Annotated in this window: 18 protein-coding genes; 12 read left to right on the top strand and 6 right to left on the bottom strand. The window is 68.1% G+C overall.

Annotated elements, in window-relative coordinates:
* Nucleotides 1–4: 4 nt before the first annotated feature.
* Both ACXAD2_RS15720 and ACXAD2_RS15715 read right to left on the bottom strand, forming a co-directional pair.
* Nucleotides 5–553: an RSP_2648 family PIN domain-containing protein gene (locus ACXAD2_RS15720; RefSeq protein WP_475174904.1), complete on the bottom strand. Its 549-nt coding sequence runs from the start codon at nucleotides 551–553 to the stop codon at nucleotides 5–7.
* An 8-nt stretch (nucleotides 554–561) separates the two neighbouring features.
* Nucleotides 562–1,758: an RSP_2647 family RNA methyltransferase gene (locus tag ACXAD2_RS15715; RefSeq protein WP_475171767.1), complete on the bottom strand. Its 1,197-nt coding sequence runs from the start codon at nucleotides 1,756–1,758 to the stop codon at nucleotides 562–564.
* A gap of 264 nt (nucleotides 1,759–2,022) precedes the next feature.
* Here ACXAD2_RS15715 and edd point away from each other — a divergent pair, with 264 nt between their 5' ends.
* Both edd and ACXAD2_RS15705 read left to right on the top strand, forming a co-directional pair.
* Nucleotides 2,023–3,828 carry a phosphogluconate dehydratase gene (gene edd, locus ACXAD2_RS15710; RefSeq protein ID WP_475171765.1) on the top strand — a complete coding sequence of 602 codons (1,806 nt, stop codon included), beginning with the start codon at nucleotides 2,023–2,025 and terminating at the stop codon, nucleotides 3,826–3,828.
* Nucleotides 3,829–3,930: 102 nt separating this feature from the next.
* Nucleotides 3,931–4,572 (top strand): bifunctional 4-hydroxy-2-oxoglutarate aldolase/2-dehydro-3-deoxy-phosphogluconate aldolase, encoded by a 642-nt coding sequence (locus ACXAD2_RS15705; protein ID WP_475171763.1) that lies wholly within the window; start codon nucleotides 3,931–3,933, stop codon nucleotides 4,570–4,572.
* 170 nt (nucleotides 4,573–4,742) lie between these two features.
* Here the strand turns inward: ACXAD2_RS15705 and ACXAD2_RS15700 are convergent, their stop codons facing one another.
* Nucleotides 4,743–5,003 (bottom strand): hypothetical protein, encoded by a 261-nt coding sequence (locus ACXAD2_RS15700; RefSeq protein ID WP_475171761.1) that lies wholly within the window; start codon nucleotides 5,001–5,003, stop codon nucleotides 4,743–4,745.
* A complete protein-coding gene (locus ACXAD2_RS15695; RefSeq protein WP_475171759.1) occupies nucleotides 5,000–7,777 on the bottom strand; it encodes a [protein-PII] uridylyltransferase family protein in 2,778 nt (925 codons plus the stop codon). Before ACXAD2_RS15695 ends, ACXAD2_RS15700 begins: the two co-directional genes overlap by 4 nt.
* 112 nt (nucleotides 7,778–7,889) lie before the next feature.
* Here ACXAD2_RS15695 and ACXAD2_RS15690 point away from each other — a divergent pair, with 112 nt between their 5' ends.
* The 10 genes from ACXAD2_RS15690 (at nucleotide 7,890) to ACXAD2_RS15645 (ending at nucleotide 18,521) form a co-directional block, all read left to right on the top strand.
* A complete protein-coding gene (locus tag ACXAD2_RS15690) occupies nucleotides 7,890–8,357 on the top strand; it encodes a YbaK/EbsC family protein (RefSeq protein ID WP_224899465.1) in 468 nt (155 codons plus the stop codon).
* Nucleotides 8,358–8,365: 8 nt separating this feature from the next.
* Entirely contained in the window at nucleotides 8,366–8,998 is a 633-nt protein-coding gene (locus ACXAD2_RS15685) for an alpha/beta family hydrolase (RefSeq protein WP_475171757.1), read from the top strand.
* A gap of 168 nt (nucleotides 8,999–9,166) precedes the next feature.
* Nucleotides 9,167–9,613: a DUF2852 domain-containing protein gene (locus tag ACXAD2_RS15680; protein ID WP_066105570.1), complete on the top strand. Its 447-nt coding sequence runs from the start codon at nucleotides 9,167–9,169 to the stop codon at nucleotides 9,611–9,613.
* Nucleotides 9,614–9,768: 155 nt separating this feature from the next.
* Nucleotides 9,769–10,221: an RDD family protein gene (locus ACXAD2_RS15675; protein ID WP_066105567.1), complete on the top strand. Its 453-nt coding sequence runs from the start codon at nucleotides 9,769–9,771 to the stop codon at nucleotides 10,219–10,221.
* A gap of 315 nt (nucleotides 10,222–10,536) precedes the next feature.
* Nucleotides 10,537–10,971: a peptidoglycan-binding protein LysM gene (lysM, locus tag ACXAD2_RS15670; RefSeq protein WP_066105563.1), complete on the top strand. Its 435-nt coding sequence runs from the start codon at nucleotides 10,537–10,539 to the stop codon at nucleotides 10,969–10,971.
* 213 nt (nucleotides 10,972–11,184) lie between these two features.
* A complete protein-coding gene (locus ACXAD2_RS15665; RefSeq protein ID WP_066105560.1) occupies nucleotides 11,185–11,997 on the top strand; it encodes an arginyltransferase in 813 nt (270 codons plus the stop codon).
* Between the two features lie 275 nt (nucleotides 11,998–12,272).
* The gene (locus ACXAD2_RS15660; RefSeq protein WP_066107045.1) at nucleotides 12,273–12,875 is read left to right on the top strand and encodes an ImuA family protein; all 603 of its coding nucleotides are present in this window, start codon (nucleotides 12,273–12,275) and stop codon (nucleotides 12,873–12,875) included.
* Nucleotides 12,802–14,340, top strand: coding sequence for a Y-family DNA polymerase (locus tag ACXAD2_RS15655; protein ID WP_475171753.1), 1,539 nt, complete (start codon nucleotides 12,802–12,804; stop codon nucleotides 14,338–14,340). The genes ACXAD2_RS15660 and ACXAD2_RS15655 overlap by 74 nt, the downstream gene beginning before the upstream one ends.
* A gap of 10 nt (nucleotides 14,341–14,350) precedes the next feature.
* Nucleotides 14,351–17,713 carry an error-prone DNA polymerase gene (locus ACXAD2_RS15650; RefSeq protein ID WP_475171751.1) on the top strand — a complete coding sequence of 1,121 codons (3,363 nt, stop codon included), beginning with the start codon at nucleotides 14,351–14,353 and terminating at the stop codon, nucleotides 17,711–17,713.
* 163 nt (nucleotides 17,714–17,876) lie between these two features.
* The gene (locus tag ACXAD2_RS15645; protein WP_475171749.1) at nucleotides 17,877–18,521 is read left to right on the top strand and encodes a PAS domain-containing protein; all 645 of its coding nucleotides are present in this window, start codon (nucleotides 17,877–17,879) and stop codon (nucleotides 18,519–18,521) included.
* An 83-nt stretch (nucleotides 18,522–18,604) separates the two neighbouring features.
* Here the strand turns inward: ACXAD2_RS15645 and ACXAD2_RS15640 are convergent, their stop codons facing one another.
* Both ACXAD2_RS15640 and ACXAD2_RS15635 read right to left on the bottom strand, forming a co-directional pair.
* The gene (locus ACXAD2_RS15640) at nucleotides 18,605–21,169 is read right to left on the bottom strand and encodes an HWE histidine kinase domain-containing protein (protein WP_475171746.1); all 2,565 of its coding nucleotides are present in this window, start codon (nucleotides 21,167–21,169) and stop codon (nucleotides 18,605–18,607) included.
* Nucleotides 21,166–21,735 carry a heme oxygenase-like domain-containing protein gene (locus ACXAD2_RS15635; RefSeq protein ID WP_475171743.1) on the bottom strand — a complete coding sequence of 190 codons (570 nt, stop codon included), beginning with the start codon at nucleotides 21,733–21,735 and terminating at the stop codon, nucleotides 21,166–21,168. Before ACXAD2_RS15635 ends, ACXAD2_RS15640 begins: the two co-directional genes overlap by 4 nt.
* Nucleotides 21,736–21,915 lie beyond the last annotated feature (180 nt).

Here is a 21,915-nt window from a genome sequence, read left to right as displayed (position 1 = left end):
CGCCCTACTCTGCCGCCTCCAGCGCCTTGCCGAGCCGCGGCAGACGCGCCTTCTTGAGCAGGCTACGCATGGTCCAGTCCTCGCCCGAGAGCCGCCGCGCTTCGGCCAGAACGCCCTCGCAGGCGTCCCGCACCTTGCCCGGATTGGCCTCGAACATGCCGCGCAGAAAACCGTCGGCATCGACCCGGCTGAGCCCCTCTTCGGCGAGGATGCCGCGCGGGAAATCCTTGGCATTTTCTGTGACGATGATGTCCGCACTGCCAGAGATGGCCGCCGCCAGCACGTGCAGATCCGCCGGATCGGGCAGCCAGAGCCGGTCTTCCATAGTGGGCTGATAGCGCACCTCGGACGTCGGCCAAGCCGCCCGGACCTGCGCGATCTCGCCGCGTGCCTGCACCTCTCCCATCGGCCCCAGCTTGCGCGAGGCCAGCGCCCATTCCTCGAGGATGCGCGCCGACCAAAGCGGCTGAAAGAGCCCCTGCGCGGCGACGCCCAGCAACACCTCGCGCATCACCGTCGGGTAGATGACGCAGGTGTCGAGCAGGACTTTCACCGGCTGGCTCACAGGCGGAACACCAGCGCCTTCAGATAGCCCGACTCCGCCAGCTGCGGCAGCAGCGGATGGTCCGGCCCGGCAAAGCCGGTGTGCAGCAGCTGCGCGCGCCGCCCGGCCCGGCCAATGCCACGCAGACAGGCGCCGGTGAAGCTCGACAGATCCGCCGCATGGCTGCACGAGCAGAGCACCAGATAGCCGCCCTCCTCGACCAACGGCGCCGAGAGGCGCGCGACCTTCTCATAGGCGCGCAGCCCCGCTTCCAGCGCGGGCTTGGCCGGGGCGAAGGCGGGCGGGTCGCAGACCACGAGCCCAAAGCGCGCGGCTTCCTGCCCCAGCGCCTCGAGCGTGTCGAAGGCGTCGCCCTGACGGGTCGCAAAGCGCTCCGCCGCGCCCATCCGTTTGGCGCCTTCCTCGGCCAGCGCCAGCGCCGAGGCCGAGCCGTCCACCGACAGCGCGCTCGACGCGCCGCCCGCCAGCGCCGCCAAAGCGAAACCGCCGACGTGAGAGAAGACGTCGAGCATTTTCTGCCCGTTCGCCAGCCGCGCCGCAAAGCCATGGTTCGGGCGCTGGTCGTAGAACAGCCCGGTCTTCTGACCGCCGGTGAGGTCCGCCATATAGGTGGCCCCGTTCATCTCCACCGGCAGCGGCGCCTCGGGCGCTTGGCCGAGCAGCACCGCATCCTGATCGTCGAGGCCCTCAAGCTGGCGACCGCGGCCGCCGGCGTTCTTGAGGATATTCGTGACCCCCGTGACCTCGGCCAGCGCCTCGGCCAACTGCGGCAGCAGCAGCTCGGCCCAAGCGGCGTTGGGCTGGATCACCGCGGTGTCGCCGAAGCGGTCGATGATTACCCCGGGCAGCCCGTCGGCCTCGGCATGCACCAGCCGGTAATAGGGTGCCGGGAAGAGCCGCGCGCGCAGTTCCAGCGCGCGGGTCAGCTTGGCCGCCAACCAGGCTTTGTCGATCACCGCCTCGGGATCGCGGTCGAGCATCCGGCAGGTGATCTTCGAGTCCGGCGTCAGCCCGACAAGGCCCAGCGGCTTGCGCTCGTTGTCCTCAAGCAGGGCGACGGTGCCCGCCGGCAGCTTCTTGGTGCGGCGGTCGAGGACCATCTCGTTGGAATAGACCCAAGGGTAGCCACGGCGCAGCGCCTGCGGCTTGGTTTTGGGAAGGAGGCGGACGGTGGGAATATCAGGGGTGCTCATGGCGCCCCTTTAGCGCCGCGCGCGGCACTTGGGAAGCGTCTTCGCGGTCTGGCCCGCACGGGCGCGCGGTCTTTGTCCGTCCGCCAAAGACGTCAGCCCCGGCCCGGCCTCGCTGCCCCAATTTCGCGCGGAGGCCCCGGCCCGCGGCCCGCTGCGGTTCTTCGACCTTTACTGATAGCGCTAACCGGGCTACATGCTACGGCAAGGACGCCAGACCGGGCAGCCCACGCTGGGCCAGCCGGACAGCGAAAGGAGCTCCCTCTCATGTCGCTCAACGCCACCATCGCCAAAGTCACCAAGGACATCGAGGACCGCTCGGAGAAACTCCGCGGCACCTATCTCGACCGTATGCGCCGCGCCGCCGAGGAAGGCCCGCGCCGCGCGCATCTCACTTGCGGCAATCAGGCCCACGCCTATGCCGCCACCGGGCAGGACCAGCAGGCGCTGGCAACCGGCCGCGCCCCGAACCTCGGCATCGTCACTGCCTATAACGACATGCTCTCGGCCCACCAGCCTTACGAGCGCTACCCCGAACTGCTGCGCAGCGCCGCGCGCTCGGTCGGCAGCACGGCGCAGGTGGCGGGCGGGGTCCCGGCCATGTGCGACGGCGTCACCCAAGGCCAAGTCGGCATGGAGCTCTCGCTCTTCTCGCGCGACGTGATCGCGCTGGCCACCGGCGTTTCGCTTTCGCACAACACTTATGACGCCGCCGTCTACCTCGGCGTCTGCGACAAGATCGTGCCCGGCCTCGTCATCGCCGCCGCCACCTTCGGCTATATCCCCGGCCTGTTCCTGCCCGCCGGGCCGATGACCTCCGGCCTGCCGAACGACGAGAAAGCCAAGGTCCGCCAGCAGTACGCCACCGGCGAGGTTGGTCGCGACAAGCTGATGGAAGCCGAAATGAAGAGCTACCACGGCCCCGGCACCTGCACGTTCTACGGCACCGCCAACTCCAACCAGATGCTGATGGAGTTCATGGGTCTGCACCTGCCCGGCAGTTCCTTCATCAACCCGAACACGCCGCTGCGCGATGCGCTGACCGAAGCCGGGGCGAAACGGGCGCTGGCGATCACCGCGCTCGGCAATGAGTATCGCCCGGTCTGCGACGTGCTCGACGCCAAGGCCTTCGTCAACGGCATCGTCGGGCTGATGGCCACGGGCGGGTCGACCAACCTCGTGCTGCACCTTCCGGCCATGGCGCGCGCCGCGGGCGTGGCGCTGGAGCTGTCGGATTTCGACGCGATCTCGCAGGCGGTGCCGCTGATGGCCAAGGTCTACCCCAACGGGCTGGCGGACGTGAACCACTTCCACGCCGCGGGCGGGCTGCAATATATGATCGGCGAGCTTCTGGACGCAGGCCTCATGCATGAGGACGTCAAGACCGTCGCCGGTGACGGCATGAGCCTCTACACCCAAGAGCCCAAGCTCAAGGATGGCGCCATCGTCTATGAGGACGCCCCGCGCGCGAGTCAGAACGACAAGATCCTCCGCCCCGCCTCGGACCCGTTCCAAAAGAGCGGCGGGCTCAAGCAGATGATCGGCAACCTCGGCCACGGCATCATGAAGATCTCGGCGGTGAAACCCGAGCATCACGTCGTCGAGGCCCCGGTGCGCATCTTCCACGATCAGGCGCAGGTGAAAGACGCCTTCAAGGCGGGCGAGTTCACCTCCGACACCATCGTCGTGGTGCGTTTCCAAGGGCCGAAGTCGAACGGCATGCCCGAGTTGCACAGCCTGACGCCGACGCTGGCGGTGCTGCAGGACCGCGGTCTCAAGGTGGCGCTGGTCACCGACGGGCGCATGTCCGGCGCGTCGGGCAAGGTGCCCTCGGCGATCCACGTCTGCCCCGAAGCCGCCGACGGCGGCCCGCTCGCCAAGCTGCGCGACGGCGACATCGTGCGGCTTGATGCGGGCAGCGGCACGCTGCAATGTCTCACCGAGGGCTTCGAGGACCGCGAGAGCGCCACCGCGGATCTCTCGGGCAACGGCCACGGCGTCGGGCGCGAGCTGTTCGAGGCCTTCCGCCAGAACGTCGGCCTCGCCTCCAACGGCGCGGCGGTGGTGGTCTGACGCCGGCGCTCACAAAGCGCCGCCCTTGCCCTTTCATCTTTCTGAAAATACTCAATAGCTGACCGATCCGGTCCTTCCGACATCCAGACAAAGGCCCCGCCCATGACTCCCCAGGACGCCAGCCGCTCCAACGAAGCCCTCTGCAAGCTCGCCCCGGTGATCCCGGTGCTGGTGATCGACGACGTCGCCCATGCCCGCCCGCTGGCCGAGGCGCTGGTGGCCGGCGGCCTGCCGGTGCTGGAGGTCACGCTGCGCACCCCGGTGGCGCTGGACGCCATCCGCGAGATGGCCAAGGTCGACGGCGGCGTGGTCGGCGCGGGCACGCTGCTGACCCCCGAGGACGTGAAAGCCGCGGTCGAGGCCGGGGCGAAATTCGGCGTCTCGCCGGGCGCGACGGATAAGATCCTCGACGCCTGCGAGGCGGCGGATCTGCCGCTGCTGCCCGGCGCCGCCACCGCCTCCGAGGCGATGGCGCTGCTCGAGCGCGGCTATACCGTGCAGAAATTCTTCCCTGCCGAGGCCAATGGCGGCGCCCCGGCGCTCAAGGCCATCGGCGCGCCGATCCCGCAGGTCAAATTCTGCCCCACCGGCGGCGTCAGCATGAAGAACGTCGGCGACTACCTGTCGCTGAAGAACGTTCTGTGCTGCGGCGGGTCGTGGGTCGCGCCCAAGGACCTCATGCAGGCGGGCGACTGGGATGGCATCGTGGCGCTCGCCAAGGAAGCCGCGGCGCTGCCGCGCTGATCACGCCAGAGGGGGCCAGAGGGAGCCTGAGGGGGCGCTGCCCCCTCGCCCTTCGGGCTCACCCCCGGCGTATTTGGAAAGAGAAGAAGAAGAAGAAGGCAGCGCGCGACGGTCCTGCCTTCTTCTCTTTGAAAGTACGCGCGCCGCAGGCGCTCTTCAGACCTGTTGTCTCAGAGCCGCCGTGCCGCGCGGCCACCGCGCCGCCGGGGGACACTCTCCTTGCCCAGCCCCTGCTTCAGCACCGCGGTCATCGGATGGCTCGGCACCTCATGGCGCGCGATCAGCCCCGACAGCGCCGCCTGCGTGTCCGTGCCTTCGGGCAGCGACAGCGCCCAGTCGAGGAAGATCGAGCGGCATTCCTCAGAGGTGATGCCTTCGATGCGGTAGGCCTCGGCGATCAGCGCTTTGGGGTCGAGCGCGTCGCCCTTCATGCCTCGGGCTCCGGCAGCGCGGCGGTGATGATCTGCGCCGCGCGGCCCGACATCTGCGCCAGTTTCTCGCGCAGCGCCTCCGGTCCCTCGACCCCGGCCAGCCCGGTGAGGAAGGTGCAGCCGCCCACGCCCAGCTCCTCTGGGTCGAGCGCGCCCTCGGTGATCAGCCGCGCGCCGATCTGCAGGCTCCAGCACAGCCGGTAGGTGGCGGCGAGGTGATCGGCCTCCTCGCGGGTCAGCCAGCCCTCTTGCGCCGCTGCGGCAAGACCCCGCGCGGTGCGCCGCGGCGCCTTGCCCGAGAGCAGCGCCCCGGCCTGACCCACTAGTTCGATGTCCTGCATCCGCCCCTGCCCCAGCTTCGGATCCCAAGGATCGCCCCCGCCCTTGGCGGCAGCGATGCGCGCGCGCATCTTCGACAGCTCGCCCAGCACATGCGCCTGCTCTTGCGGGCCGGCCAGCAGTTCGCGCCGCCGCGCCTCGACCTCGCTCGCCAGATCGCCCGGCCCGGCCACCACCCGCGCGCGGGTCAGCGCCAGATGCTCCCAGACCCATGCGTTCTCGCGCTGGTATTCAGTGAAGGCGGTGAGCGAGGTCGCCACCGGCCCCTGATTGCCCGAGGGGCGCAGGCGCATGTCGATCTCGTAGAGCTTGCCCTCGGCCATCGGCGCCGACATGGCGGTGATCAGCGCCTGCGTCAGCCGCGCATAATAGCTGCGCGCGGGCAGCGGGCGCGGCCCGTCGGAGGCCTCTACCCCATCTGCATCATAGATCACGATGAGATCGAGATCCGAGCGCGCGTGCAGCCGCCCCGCGCCGAGGCTGCCCATACCCACCACCACCGCGCCCCGCCCCGGCGCGGGCCCGTGCTTGCGGGCGAACTCCTCCTGCACCACGGGAAAGAGCGCGGCGAGCACCGCCTCGGCCAGTTCCGCGTAGTGCTGGCCCGCCTCCTGCGGCTCCGACAGGCCGCGCAGCAGATGCACGCCGATGCGGAAATGCCCCTCGCGCTGCCAGCGCCGCGCCAGATCAAGGCGGCGCTCGTAGTCGTCTTCGGCCCCCAGCCGCGCAGCGAGATCGGCGGCCATGGCTGAGGCCCCGGGCCATGGCGCGAAGAAATCCCCGCCGATCACCGCGTCGAAGACCTGCGCGTTGCGCGACAGGTGCCGCGCCAGATCGGGCGAGACCGAGACGATATCCACCAGCAGATCGACGAGCTGCGGGTTGGCCTCGAACAGCGAGAACAGCTGCACCCCCGCCGGAAGCCCCGCAAGAAAGCCGTCGAAAGCGGTGAGCGCTTCTTCGGGTTTCGCGGCGCGGCCAAGGCGGCTGAGAATTTCGGGGCGCAGCCGCCCCCAGATCTCCACCGCCCGGCTCGAGCGCAGCGCCGGGTAGCTGGGCCAGCGTGCCACCAGCGGGCTTTGCTCCAGCGCCGAGGGCACCTGCGGCTCGCTGCGGCTTTCGGGGGCGAAGAAGCCTTCGGTCAGTTCGTGCACGTCCTCGAGCCGGGCCCTGAGATCGGCCTTCAGCTCCGCAAGGTCCCGGCCCGCAAGCGCGGCGAGCCGGGCAAAGCCCTCTTCATTGCCGGGCAGCGCGTGGGTCTGGGCGTCCTGCACCATCTGGATGCGGTGTTCGATCTCGCGGTGCGCGCGGTAATGGCCGGTGAGGGTTTCGGCCACCTGCGGCGGCACCCAGCCCTTCTCGGCCAGCACCCGCAGCCCCGGCACCGTGCCGCGCACGCGCAGGTCGGGATCGCGGCCCCCGGCGATGATCTGCCGGGTCTGGGTGAAGAACTCGATCTCGCGGATGCCGCCACGGCCCAGCTTCATATTGTGGCCCGGCAGGGTGATCGGCCCGGTCAGCCCCTTGGTCTCGCGGTAGCGCAGGCGCATGTCATGGGCGTCTTTGATGGCGGCAAAATCGAGGTGCTTGCGCCACACGAAGGGGCGCAGCGCGTCGATGAAGCGCGCGCCCGCCTCGGGATCTCCCGCGCAGGGCCGCGCCTTGATCCATGCAGCACGCTCCCATGCGCGGCCAAGGCTTTCGTAGTAGCGCTCGGCGGCCTCCATCGCCATGCACACCGGGGTGACGGCGGGATCGGGGCGCAGCCGCAGATCGGTGCGGAAGACATAGCCCTCGCCGGTGAGATCGTTGAGCGTGGCGCTCATGCGTTTGGTGGCGCGGATGAAAGAGGCGCGCGCCTCGTGGTAATCGTCGCGCCCGTAGCGGCTTTCGTCAAAGAGGCAGATGAGGTCGATGTCAGAGCTGTAGTTGAGCTCTCCCGCCCCCATCTTGCCCATGGCAAAGACCACCATGCCGCCCGCGGTGGCGATGTCGGCTTCGGTGGCGCCGGGCAGCTTGCCGCGTTTCACCTCCCGCCCGATCGCCTCGCGCAGGGCGACCTGCACCGCCAGATCGGCAAAGTCGGTGAGCGTGCCGGTGACCTGCTCCAGCGGCCAGACCCCACCGAGATCGGCCAACCCCGACAGCAGCGCAACGCGCCGCTTGGCCTGTCGCAGCGGCACGCCGGAATCGCCGTCGAGACCGCGCAGATCCGACCAGAGCGCCGCGAGCGTGTCCTGCGGGTTGTCGAGCGCGCCCTCCAGCCAGCCCGCTTCCTTGCGGATCAGCCCGCCGAGGTAGGGGCTGGAGCCGCCGGTGCCCCGGATCAACTCGGCGATCTGGCCCTTGGCCCAAGGCGCGGCGGCCAGCGCCTCGTCGCCGAGTTCGGGCTCGAAAGGATGCGGCAGGCGGGTGATGGCGGCTTCGAAACTCATGGCGGCAGATGGCCACGAGTGGCGCCATTGTGCAATCCCAAGTGACGATCAGCGGCTTGCCGCGCCGCCGCATGGGGCGTTATCCCTTGGCCGGAAGAGACAGGAGACGGATATGAGCAAGAGCCTCAAACGGGTGCGCGCCGCGCTGGATGACGCCGGGCTGCCGGTGGAGATCGTCGAGGTGGAACAGGCCCGCACCGCGCAGGAGGCCGCCGAGGCCGTGGGCTGCGATCTCGACCAGATCGCCAAGTCGATCATCTTCCGCGCCGAGGACAGCGGCGATGCGGTGCTGTTCCTCACCGCGGGCGGCAACCGTGTCTGTGCGCAGAAAGCCTCGGAGGTGGCGGGCGAGCCGCTGGGCAAGGCCGATGCGGCGCTGATCCGGGGCCAGACCGGCTTTGCCATCGGGGGCGTCTCGCCGGTGGGGCATCTCAATCCGATCCGGGCGTGGATCGACCCGCGCCTGCTGGAGTTCCCGCAGGTCTGGGCCGCCGCAGGCACGCCCCGTCACCTCTTTGCCATCGACGCGCATGTGCTGCCCGGTCTGACCGGAGCGGTGCCCGCGCAGTTCACCGAATGAGCGGCGCCATGGATTTCGTGATGACCGGCGACGCGGCGGCGCGGGTGACGGTGCTGCTGGCCCATGGCGCGGGGGCGGCGATGGACAGCCCCTTCATGGAGCGGATCGCGGCGCTGCTTGCCGCGCAGGGCCTGCGCGTGGCGCGGTTCGAGTTCGCCTATATGGCGCAGCGGCGCGAGGGCGGATCGAAGCGTCCGCCGCCGAAGGTGGAACTGCTGCAGGAAGAATACCGCGCGGCGGTGCAGGCGCTGGCCTGCGCTGGCCCGCTGATCATCGGCGGCAAATCCATGGGCGGGCGGGTCGCCAGCCTGATCGCGGAGGATCTCTTTGCTGACGGACATATCGCCGGGCTGCTCTGCCTCGGCTACCCGTTCCACCCCACCGGCAAGCCCGAGAAACTGCGCACAGAGCATCTGGCCGCGCTTCAGGTGCCGACGCTGATCTGTCAAGGCACGCGCGACCCCTTCGGCACGCGCGAAGAGGTGGCGGGCTATGGGCTGCCCCAGCGGATCGCGCTGCACTGGCTGGAGGACGGCGATCACGATCTCAAACCGCGCAAGCGGGTCTCGGGTCTGGATCACGAGGACAATCTGCAAAGCGCGGCCTCTGCGGTTGCGGAATGGGCGGCGCGGCTCGGCTGATCCAACTGCCGGGCGCCTTGGCCTGAGCGCGACCATCCGACGGCCAGAACCATCTCGCACGAAAAATGTAAAAACCTTTCACATCACCCCTTGAAGGCGGCGGGCGGAATACCGATCTGATGTAATGTGAAAAGCATTCACATCACCCGAACCGAAAGGAAACGACCCATGACCGCCGCCTCGCAGCACTACACTCAGCCCGCCAACCCCGGCTGGCTCAGACGTGCCGAGTTCTGGCTCGACCAGCGGGGCAAACCCGCGTGGATCGTCGCCATGATCCTCGGTTTCATGATTTTCTGGCCCATTGGCCTCGCCCTTCTTGCCTATATGATCTGGAGCAAACGCATGTTCGGAAAGTCCTGCCGCCACCGCCGCTCGGAGCGTCACACCGCCTTCCAGCACGGGTTCAACGCCATGCGTCCCAGCGGCAACGCCGCCTTCGACGCCTATAAGGCCGACACGCTGCGCCGCCTCGAGGACGAACAGAAGAGCTTTGAGGACTTCCTGCAGCGTCTGCGCGAAGCCCGCGACAAGGCCGAGTTCGACCAGTTCATGGACGAACGCTCGCGCATCGCCCGCGAAGAGCGCGAAAAGGGCGAAACCGAAGAGGCCTGATCGCGGGCCGCCCTTCCCCAACCCCTGCACCATGGCCCCGATCCGGGGGCCATGGGCCAAGAATGATAGACTGGACACGGCAGACTGGACATGGCCCGGCGCCATCCCCACCTTTGAGCCGCGCCCGCGACAGCAACCCCGAGCGAGAGAGACAGATGTATTCCGACGCGACCTATTCGCAGCTTCCCGACCCCGTGCACCAGCGCGCATTTTACGAAAGCGTGGCGCTCAAGCGCGGCATGGCCTGGGTCATAGATACGATGATCGTTGCCGTGCTGGTCTTCATCGCGCTGCTGTTCACCGCCTTTCTGGGCGTGTTCATCTTCTTCGCCATCTGGATGGTGATCAGCTTCGGCTATCGCGTCGCGACGCTGGCCAATGGCTCGGCCACCTGGGGCATGCGCCTGATGGCCATCGAATTCCGCGACTGGCAGGGCCAGCGCTTCGGCCTGCCGCAGGCGCTGCTGCACACGCTGGGCTATACGGTCTCGGTCTCGATCGCGCCGCTGCAGATCGTCTCGATCGTCTGCATGCTGGCCACCGAACGCGGTCAGGGCCTCACCGACCTCGCGCTTGGTACCGTGGCGCTGAACCGCCGCGCGATGTGACGGGGGCGCTCAACCGCCGCGCATTGTGGCGCCGGGCACCTCCTGAGCCAGTGACCGCCTTCGCCACCCGTGCGAGGGCGGTTTGCATTGAACGGCCCTCGCTGCGCGGAAATGAGCCGAAGGCATGGGACCGGCCAGCTCACCTACCCTGAGGTTTTTCCATTTATAAACAACGCCTAGCACTTCGCGCCCCGCCCCGCGTCCCAAGCGGCGGCACGGCACACGCCAAAGCTGACATCTTCCGGTAGCCCCACCGCGCAAGCTGCGCCACACTGCGCGCATTCAATGCAAGCCATTCTTCGGGAGATGTCGACCATGGGACTTTTCAGCTTTCTCAAAGGCAAGGGTAAGAAACTCGAGGCCGAGGCCGCCCCCGAAACCCCACCCGCCGAGGCGGCGCTGGCCAAGGAACTCGACGATCTCGGCCTCGACACCAGCGGCACCTCGATCAAGGTCGAGCCGGGCTCGGCGAAGGTGACGATCACCGGCCAGCCGAAGGATCAGGAAACCCGCGAGAAGATGATCCTCGCGGTGGGCAATATCGAGGGCGTGGCCGAGGTAGAGGACGAAGCCGAGGGCCCAGCGCCGAACTTCCACACGGTCGAGAGCGGCGACAGCCTTTGGAAGATCGCCGAGAAGACGCTGGGCGACGGCGCGCGCTACGCCGAGATCTTCGAGGCCAACAAGCCGATGCTCTCGGACCCCGACGAGATCTATCCCGGACAGGTGCTGCGCATCCCCGCCAGCTGACCTCGCGCCGCGCGAATGTCGCGGCATCAGAGCGGCAGCGAGTGACGAGAGGCGCGACGCCCAGCCGCCCATGGTTTCGGCGATGGGCCCGGCGATCTTTCGCGCTTTCCCGATAGCAAGGTCGTGAAACCCGCATGTGCCCGGTTACGCGGGGTTGGCGGCTGGGAAATTCGTTGTTACGTTTTCCTTTCAACCAGCCCGGACGGTCTCGAAATGCGCCATTCGCTGCCCCTCGCGCCGCAATTTTACGTCACGGCGCCGCAACCCTGCCCCTATCTGCCGGGCCGGATGGAGCGCAAGCTCTTCACCGCGCTGCAGGGCGACAGCGCGGAGAAACTCAACGACAGCCTTTCGAAACAGGGCTTCCGCCGCTCGCAGAATGTGCTCTATCGCCCGTCCTGCTCGGAATGCTCGGCCTGCCTCTCGGCGCGGATCGACGTGCGGCGCTTTGCCCCGTCGAAAAGCCAGCGCCGGTCGCTGAAACGCAATGCCTTTTTGCAGCGCCGCGCCTCGAGCCCTTGGGCCACCGAGGACCAGTTCGAGCTGTTCCGCCGTTATCTCGACGCGCGCCACGCCGATGGCGGCATGGCCGACATGGACATCTTCGAGTTCGCCGCGATGATCGAAGAAACTCCGATCCGCAGCCGGGTGGTGGAATACACCGACGGCGATCGGGGCGATCTGGCCGCCGTGTGCCTGACAGACGTGCTCGATGACGGGCTGTCGATGGTCTATTCCTTCTACGATCCCGAACTGCCCAAGGCCGGGCTCGGCACCTGGATGATCCTCGATCACATCGACATCGCGCGCGAGGCCGGGCTGCCCTATGTCTACTTGGGCTACTGGGTGCCCGGCTCGCCGAAGATGGGCTACAAGGCGCAGTTCTCGGCGCTGGAGATCTACCGCCGCGGTCGCTGGGAGCCGATGCGCGGCGATGATGATTACGCCTCCGAGACCCACCCGCTGAGCACCGATCCGATCGCCGAGCAGGTGGCCAATATCTCGCTGCCCGACAGCCGGGGCTGAACCCGCGCGGCGCTGGAGGATCGCGGCGCGATCCTGCCTCCGGCGGGGATATTTTTGCCAAGAGGAAGTGGCGGACATGGCGCTGCCCCCTCGTCGCTGCGCGCCTCACCCCCGGCGTATTTTCAAAGAGAAGAAGGACATGACACGCGCCCGGTCCGCGCCCGGTCCTTCTTCTCTTTGTTAAATACGCACGACGGCGCGCTTCCCATGGCATGAATGTTCTGGCAATGTTCCTGAACATCCCGCACACCGACTCTGCTGCCACAGGTCCAATCATGCGCCCCTTGCCCGCCAGCGCGCCTCTTGCCGAGGCCGATCCGCTCGCCCTTTGCCCCGCCCGGGTGCATGAGGCCGAAGGGCGTGCGCGGCGCGGCTTTGCACTGTTTCAGGCCAGTCGCCACGCCGGGCCGCTGATCTGGATCACCCCGCAGCACGCGCCGCAACTGCCGCTGCTGCGCGGCCTGCCCGAGGGCATTGGCGCGCGGCTGCATCTGGTGCGCACCCACAGCGAGGCCGATCTGCTCTGGGCCGCCGAAGAGGCGCTGCGCTGCACCGCCGTGGGGCTGGTGGTGGCCGAGCCCGGGGAGGTGCTGTCGCTGAAGGCCGGGCGCCGCCTGCAACTGGCCGCCGAGGCCGGGCAGACCACCGGGCTAATGCTGATCCAGAGCGGTCAGGGCAGCAATGCCGCCGAGACACGCTGGGCCTGCGAACAATTGCCCGCGCCCGCAGCGGACTCAACTCTGCACGGCTGGGAACTTATAAAGAACAAAAAGGGAACATTAAGACTCTGGACCGTAGACTGGCATGGCGAAACGGCTGCTTTCCATCTGGTTTCCGCGGCTGGCCAGCGACATCAGCCTGCGCAGACGGCCCGTTGAGGGGCCCTTTGCCCTGACCCTGCGGTCGGGCAATGCCGATCATCTGCATTGCGTCTCGCCGCGCGCGCAGGCGCAGGGGCTGGCGCGCGGCATGGCGCTGGCCGATGCGCGGGCGCTCTGCCCCGATCTGGCCACCCGCCCCGCCGATCTGGCGCGCGAGGCGGCGGCGCTTTCGGGCCTGCTTCGCTGGGCCGGGCGCTATGCGCCGCTGGTGGCGCGGGACGGCAGCGATGGGCTCATCGCCGATGTCACCGGCGTGCCGCATCTCTTCGGCGGCGAGGCGGCGTTGCGCGCCGATCTGCATGGCCGACTGGCGCGCATCGGGCTGGCGGCGCAAAGCGCCATCGCCGGCAGCCGCGGCGGGGCCTTCGCCCTCGCCCGTCACGGCGGCGGCATCCTCCCCGAGGGCGCGCTGGCCGAGGGGCTGGGCAAACTGCCGGTCTCGGCGCTGCGCATCAACCATGACACCGCCGAGACGCTTTCCCGCGTCGGGCTGGGGCGCATCGCCGATCTCATCCCGCTGCCCCGCGCGCCGCTGGCCAAACGCTTTGGCCCGGCGCTGGTGATGCGGCTCGATCAGGCGCTCGGCACCCGCTCCGAGCCGGTGGACGCCGCGCCCGAGCCGCCGCATTTCGGCGTCCGCATGACCCTGCCCGATCCCATCGGCCTGCAGGAGGATGTGATGGCCGGCCTGACCCGCCTGCTCGAACGGCTTTGCGACAAGCTCGGCACGCATCAGCACGGCGCGCGCCGCCTGCTGCTGGAGCTGCACCGGGTCGACCGCGAGACCGCGCAGGTCCGCGTCGGCCTCGCCCGCCCAATGCGCGATCCCGCCCGCATCGCGGCGCTGTTCGAAAGGGGCGTGGGCGAGGTGGAGGCCGGTTTCGGCATCGACGCCATGCGGCTCTGCGCCGAGGTCACCGAGCCGCTGCCGCCCGAACAGCTTGGGTCCGGGAAAATTGGGTCTGGCAAAACTCTGGGCGGCCCGAAGCCGCGCAGCGAGGATGCGCTGGCCGATCTCATCTCGCGGCTTGGCAACCGGCTGGGCTTTGAGCAGGTGCAGCGCCTGCTGCCCGCACAGAGCGACATCCCCGAGCGCAGCTTCCTGCTCGCCCCCGCCGCCTATTCCGAGGCCGAAGCGCCGCCGCCCCGGCGCGGCCCGCCGCGCCCGCTGCTGCTGTTCCCGCCCGAGATGGTCACCGGCGCGCGCGGCGCGCAGCCCGGCCATCCGCCCGCGCAGTTCCGCTGGCGCAACATGCGCTTTTCCACCCTGCGCGCCACCGGGCCCGAGCGGATCGCCCCTGAATGGTGGTTCGACGATCCCGCATGGCGGTCCGGCATCCGCGACTACTGGCGCATCGAGACGCGCGAGGGACCGCGGCTGTGGCTGTTTCACACGCCGCAGGTGGCGGGCTGGGACGCGGGCGGCGCGCAGGACTGGTTCGTGCAGGGGGAATTCGCATGAGGCCCGTGCCATGACCCCCTATGCCGAGCTGTGCGTGACCAGCAATTTCACCTTCCTCACCGGCGCCTCGCACCCCGAGGAGCTGGTGACCCGTGCCGCCGAGCTGGGGCTCGAGGCCATCGCCATCACCGACCGCAATTCGGTGGCCGGGGTGGTGCGCGCCTTCTCGGCGCTGAAGGAGCTGGAGCGGCTGCGCGGCGAGGCGCTGGCGGCGGCGCAGGCCGAAGCGCGCGAGGCTCCGGCGATCCGCTCGCAGTCGCTGACCGACCCGTCGAGCCGCCAGCGCGTGGCGCAGACCGCCCCCGGCCCGGCCCCCATGCTGCCCCCCGAGCGCCCCTTGCCCCGGCTCATCGCGGGCGCGCGGCTGGTGCTGACCGACAGCGCGCTCGACTGGCTCGCCCTGCCTTGCGACGTCGCCGCATGGGCGCGGCTGACGCGGCTGCTGTCCTTAGGCAAGCGCCGTGCCGAAAAGGGCGAATGCCATCTCACCCGCGCCGATCTGCACGCCGCATCCGAGGGGATGATCCTCATCGCCCTGCCGCCCGATCCGCTGGAGCCCGACAGCCGGCAGCTTGACCCTGAGCTGCGCGAGATGCTGCGGCGCTGTCCGGGCCGGGCCTATATCGGCGCCGCCCCGGTCTATGACGGGCGCGACCAGATACGGCTCGACCATCTTGCCCGGCTGTCGCAGCAGACCGGCCTGCCGCTGGTGGCGGTGGGGGATGTGCTGATGCACCGCTCGGCCCGGCGTCCGCTGGCCGATGTGCTGACCTGCCTGCGCGAAGGCTGCACCATCGACAACATCGGCACCCGGCGGCTGACCAATGGCGAACGGCGGCTGAAGTCCGGCGCCGAGATGGCCCGGCTCTTCCACCGCTACCCCGCCGCCCTGCGCCGCACCGCCGAGATCGCCGATCGCTGCGCCTTCCGCCTCGATGAGCTGCGCTATCAATACCCGGACGAGGCGCAGAACGGCGAGCCCGCGCAGGACCGGCTGGAGCGGCTCTCGCGCGAGGGGTTGCACTGGCGCTACCCCGCAGGGCCGCCGCCGAAGATCGTGCACCGGGTGGAAAAGGAACTGCGGCTGATCGGCGAGATGGGCTATGCGCCCTATTTCCTGACCGTGCATGACATCGTCGCCTTTGCCCGTTCGCGCGGCATCCTGTGTCAGGGGCGCGGCTCGGCGGCGAACTCTGTGGTGTGCTACCTGCTTGGCGTCACCGAGGTGCCGCCCGAGAGCATCACGCTGATCTTCGAGCGCTTCATCTCTAAGGAACGCGGCGAGCCGCCCGACATCGACGTGGATTTCGAGCACGAGCGGCGCGAAGAGGTGATCCAGTGGATCTATGACCGCTACGGGCGCGAGCGCGCCGGGCTCACCGCCACGGTGATCCACTTCCGCTCGCGCGCGGCGATCCGCGAGGTGGGCAAGGTGATGGGGCTGAGCCAGGACGTGATCGCGCGGCTTGCCGGGCAAATCTGGGGCTGGTCATCCTCCGCCCCCGACGAGGACCGCATGCGCGACGCCGGGATCGACCCGAGCGACGACCGGGTGCTGATGACCGCCAAGCTGATCGAAGAGATCATCGGCTTTCCGCGGCATCTGTCGCAGCATGTCGGCGGCTTCGTCATCACCCACGGGCGGCTCGACGAGCTGTGCCCGATCGAGAACGCGGCGATGGACGACCGCACGGTGATCGAATGGGACAAGGACGACATCGACGCGCTGGGGCTGTTGAAGGTCGATATCCTTGCGCTGGGGATGCTGACCTGCATCCGCAAGGCCTTTGGCCTGCTGGTGCAGCACCGGGGCCAGCATCTGACGCTGGCCAATGTCCCCACCGAAGACCCAAAAGTCTATGACATGCTCTGCCATGCCGATGCCATCGGGGTGTTTCAGGTGGAAAGCCGGGCGCAGTTGAACTTCCTGCCGCGGATGCTGCCGCGACGGTTCTACGATCTGGTGTGCGAGGTCGCCATCGTGCGCCCCGGCCCCATTCAGGGCGGCATGGTGCATCCCTTCATCAACCGCCGTCAGGGCAAGGAGCCGGTCGAAGACCTTGGCCCGGCGATGATGGAAGTGCTGGGCCGCACCTATGGCGTGCCGCTGTTTCAGGAGCAGGCGATGCAGATCGCCGTGGTCGCCGCCGGCTTCACCCCCGCCGAGGCCGACCGGCTGCGCCGCAGCCTCGCCACCTTCAAGCGCATGGGCACCATCGGCGCCTTCCGCGACCGCTTCGTTTCCGGGATGCTGGCGCGCGGCTATGCCGGGGATTTCGCCGAGCGCTGCTTTGCCCAGATCGAGGGCTTCGGCAGCTATGGTTTTCCCGAAAGCCATGCCGCCAGCTTTGCGCGACTGGTCTATATCTCGGCCTGGCTGAAGAAGCACCATCAGGCGATCTTTACCTGCGCGCTGCTCAACGCCCAGCCCATGGGGTTCTACGCCCCTGCCCAGTTGGTGCGCGACGCGCGCGAGCATGGCGTCGAGGTGCGGCCGGTTTCGGTGAACCATTCGGACTGGGACAACACGCTCGAGCCGCGCCCCGATGGCAGCCTCGCGCTGCGGCTGGGGTTTCGGCAGATCAAGGGGCTGCGCGAGGAAGATGCGGCGTGGATCGTCGCGGCGCGCGGCAACGGTTATCCCGATGTGGAAAGCCTCTGGCGCCGCGCCGGGGTGAAGCCTGCCGCGCTGGAGCGGCTGGCCGAGGGCGACGGCTTTGCCGCCATTGGCCTCACCCGGCGCGATGCACTCTGGGCCGCCAAGGCGCTGCGCGCGCCCAAACCCCTGCCACTCTTTGGCGAGGATGGCGAAGGTGCCGCCGAGCCCGATGTGGTGCTGCCCGCCATGACGCTGGGACAGGAGGTGGTCGAGGATTACCTCTCGCTGCGCCTGAGCTTGCGCGCCCACCCGATGGAGCTTTTGCGCCCGCGCCTGCCGGAAAGCCTGCCGCATGACCGCTTCTGCACCGTGCCGCACCGCCAGCGCATCACCGCCACCGGGCTGGTGATCACCCGCCAGCGCCCCGGCACCGCCTCGGGGGTGATCTTTCTGACGCTGGAGGATGAGACCGGCACCGCCAATGTTGTGGTCTGGACGAAGATCTACGAGACCTTCCGCAAGGCGGTGATCGCAGGCCGCCTGCTGCGCGTCACTGGCCGGCTCGAGCGCGAGGGCGTGGTCACGCATCTGATTGCCGAACACGTCGAGGACCTGTCGCCTTTGCTGTCGGAACTGGGCGGGCCGATCCCTATTGGAGCCACCATAGAAACCAACGACGGGCGCGCCGATGAGACCCGCAGGCCGGTCGGCGGCAGCGCGAGGCACCCGCGGGAGCAGGCGAAAAAACTCTTTCTCAGCAGGGACTTTCACTGATCCCCTCACCCTTTTCTGACCGCATCTGGCAACCCTCGCGCAATATCCCAACTGCTGAAAAAATGCTCATCGACCACATCAGAAGTGTTGCGCGACTGGTATGCCAGCGGCTATGTTTACTACCGGTAAACGACCAACTGCTCCTCCTCTCGGACCTCTCGAAATGATTCTCGCCGACAGCAGCCTCGAAGCCTCTGCCCTGTCCACAGCGATGGGCTATCTCGCGCAGCGCAGCACTGTCTGCGCCAAGATTCTCGACCGTGACGGCAAGGTCATGGCGATCAACAAACGCGGGCTCGAATTGCTGAACGTCGATGCAGAGACGATCTGCGGTCAGGTCTGGACGACCTTCTGGGATGGCGCCGAGCGCGAGAAGGCCGAGGCCACCGTGCGCAGTGCCTTCGAAGGCAAGCCCGCAAGCTTCATCGGCGCGTTCACCGGGCCAACGACCGGCGAAAGCATCTGGGAGGTCGAGATCGTCCCGCTCGACTGGCAGGACGGCGAGGTCAACCGTGTGCTGGCGCTGTCGTCGCTGATGATCGGCCAGGCCCCGGGCGGCAACCGCAGCGAACAGACCTTCGAAGACCGCAAAATGCTGACCTCGCTGAGCGAGCTCTTCCACACGCTGAGCAATCTCACCGCCGTGACCACCAGCGCCGCCAATATCCTGCGCCGCGGCGTCGATCCCGAGCGGGCAGAGACGCTGGCTGATGCGCTGACGGACGCCGGGGAAAAAGCCGCCGCCGCGGTGGACAGCCTGCGCGCGCAGATCGGCAGCGACAAAAAGAATGAGGGCAAGGCGGCCTGACCTTTCTGGCCTGACCAATCCCTGCCCTCGCAGCTTTAACTTACCTTTTTGAGACCAGACCTACCCGCGCCCCGCGGCCACGCTTACTTGGCCAACCGCGCCACCGCCTTGGTCAGCGTCTCGATGGTGAAAGGCTTGCTGGTCATCGGCGCCTTGGGGAAGCGCGACAGCCAGTCCGACTGCCCGGCATAGCCGCTGGCCAGCACGAAGGGCACACCGCGCGCCGCCAGCATCTCGGCCACCGGCAGGCTGGTTTCCGACCCGAGGTTCACATCCAGCACCGCCACCTGCACCGGATGCGCGTCGATGATGCGCATGGCCTCGGCCACCGAAGAGGCGGTGTGCACCGTCTCGGCTCCGAGGTCCGACAGAATGTCGGCGGCGTCCATGGCGATGATCATATTGTCTTCGACCACCAGCGCCACGCCCGAGATGCCGTCTTCGCTGACCGCAGGGGCCTCTGGCGCCGCCGCCGCCTCGATGGGGGCCGGTTCCGGCGCCTCGGTGACATAGCGTTCGGGCAGCAGAAACTCGGCGCGCAGGCCGGTCACCTCGAAATGCACCTCGGCCTTGCCCTTGAGCTCGAACGGAATGGATTTCTCGATGATCGTGGTGCCAAAACCGCGCCGCTCGGGCGCCCGCACGGCAGGGCCGCCGGTCTCGGTCCAAGCGATGCGCTGCAGCCCGTCGGGCAGCCGCTCGAGCGCCACATCCACACGGCCCGCCGGCACCGACAGGGCACCGTATTTGACCGAGTTGGTGACCAGTTCATGCAGCACCAGCGCCATGGTCGAGAACGCCTCGGGTGCCAGCAGCACCGGCTTTCCGGTGATCGTCACGCGGTGCTCTTCGCCCGCGATATAAGCGCCCAGTTCGACCTTCAGCAGCTCGCGCAAAGCCACCGGATGCCATTCGGTCGAGGTCAGCTGATCATGCGCCTGCGCCAGCGCGTGGATGCGCCCGTCGACAGCGGCGGTGAACTCTTCGATGGTCTGCGCCGAACGCCGCGACTGGCCAACCAGCGAGCGGATCAACCCCAGCACGTTGCGCACCCGGTGATTGAGCTCGGCGATCAGCAGTTCCTGTTGGTCCTGCGCGCGCTTGCGCTCGGCGTTGACCTCATCCGACAGCTTCAGCACCACCTCAAGCAGCGTCACGCGGATCGCCTCGGCAGCCTTCAGCGCGGTCTGCGACCAAGTCTCAGACCGGCCCGCCACATCCTGCTTCCACGTCTCGAAGCTCTTGCGCGGGGTCAGCCGCGCGCCCAGCGGGCCGACCTCGACCGGCTTGTTGGGATTGCCCGCCCAGTTTACCTGTCGCACCACCTCGGAGCGGAACAGCACGATGTAATCGCGCGGCGTGCGCGACACCGGAATGGCAAGGATCCCGGCGCAATCGGGCAGCAGGCTGTCCATAGACTTCAGCCGCGCCGACAGGCAGTCGGTCGCATAGACGCGGCTGGCCGCAGCGGTATTGAGGAACCGCGCGATGGTCTGGAACTGCTCTTTCGACGGGGCGGACCCCTGCGTCGAATAATCGCCGTCGGAATAAAGCGCGATGCCGTCGAAAGGGATCACCTTGCCGATCTCGCGGGCGATGTTCGGAAAGCTCTGCGCGAGCCCGTCGCCCGAGCTGACCTGCATCATCAGCCGGTCATGCAGGCGTTGCGCCCGGCCCACCGTGTCGCTGGTCGCCTTGGCTTCCTGCCGCTCCAGCTCATAGGCAAAGAACTGCGCCAGAAGCTCCACCGCCGTGCGGCGCTCATAGTCCACATGCAGCGGCGCGCGGTGATGGCAGGCGAAAAGCCCCCAAAGCTCGCCGCGAATGATGATCGACACCGACATCGAGGCGCGCACATTCATATTGCGCAGGTACTCAAGGTGGATCGGCGACACCGCCCGCGACATCGACAACGACAGATCAAGCGGTCGCCCCTCGGGGCTTTGCTGCGGGACGATAGCCGAGACCTCGTCATCCACGTCGGCGATAAGCCGCAGCAGGCTGCGCTTATAAAGCGCCCGCGCCTGACGCGGGATGTCGGAGGCGGGGAAGTGCAGCCCCATGTAAGTTTCGGCATCCGCGCCGTCCTTGGCCTCGGCGATCACCGTGCCGTCGCCCTCGGGGCCGAACTGATAGACCATCACCCGGTCAAAGCCGGTCAGGGCGCGCAACTGCTGCGCCGCTTCCTCGGAGGCGCTGACCAGATCCTTCTGCGCCGAGACCCGGCGCAGCATCGGCGTGACAAGGGCCAATTCGTCCTCTTTTGCCTCGCGCACCTTCGGCTCGAACTCAAAGATAAAGCTCGGTCCGGATTGATGCGCGCTGACGTCGAACAGCCGCCCGTCTTCGAAAACATCCATAGAAAAGATGCGCGCCACCGCGTTGTCGTGGCTGGTGCCGCCAAGCTTTTCGCGCAGCTTGGTCACCGTGTCGCGCGGAAGCTTCTCGGTAAGGCTGACGCCGGGCAGGCTCTCTGCCTCAAGGCCAAGCAATGCGCCGGTATTGTCCGAAACATGCTGCACGATCCAGTCGGCAGAGATGGCGATCAGCGCGGCGAAGGATTGCACATTGCCCAGAAGGTGGATGGGCTCGCGATCGCAATTGGTCAGATCGACGGGCGTGTCGGTCGAGATGAAGGAATTGTTCATGTTGCTCCGGCGGTGGGCGCGGTCAGCACGGCGCGCGCCTCGTATTCGAAAATGGAAAAGGCGCGGATGGCGTCGCGCAGCACGCGCTGCGCTTCGGGGCATCGAGCGGGCTGGGCCGAGAGCCGTTGGCAGAAGGCCCGCCATGCGCCGCGCGCGGGCGGCAGCGCGAAATAGCCGCGCTCGGGCGGCTCCGGCATCGAGCGGCGGAGCATCGCCGCGCCGAGCTGCGAGCCGAGCAGCAGATAGGCCACCGCGTCGGAATGCAAAGGCAGGTCCCTGCCCGGTCCGGATCGCTCCAGCGGCCGGCCAAGATCCACGTCGAGCGCGCGCAGGGTCGCGATCAGCGCATCGCTGGCTTCGGCGGCGTGCCAGTGGCACGCTTCGCCCAAACGCGAAAAGCCGCGCCTCTGCACCTCGCAGAAGTCACGGCGCGCCTGAGGGTCGGTCAGGTCGAGCCCGGCAAGCTGTCCATCCAGACGGGCGTGCGGGGCGGAGGTCGCACTGCGGAGCGCATCCCTGAGGTTGCTGTCCCGGATCACATCCGGATCGTCGAGAAGGTCTTTCACCCTGTCTGCCTTGTCCCTGCTTGTATCTTTATTGGCGGCCACTGTCCCTAACGCCAGCCGCAGCCGTCTGGTTCCCCGGCGATGACATTTTTTTCAACGGCGTATTTGCAGCATACCCCCGCTGGCCATCGCGCCGCGCCGGGCTAGCTGCCTGCGGGCACAGGCAGCCCTCCTCCTCCC

The sequence above is a fragment of the Salipiger sp. ABN3_019 genome, assembly GCF_056158605.1.
Note: the sequence above shows the minus strand (reverse complement) of the source record. Positions and strands in the feature narration are given on the sequence as shown.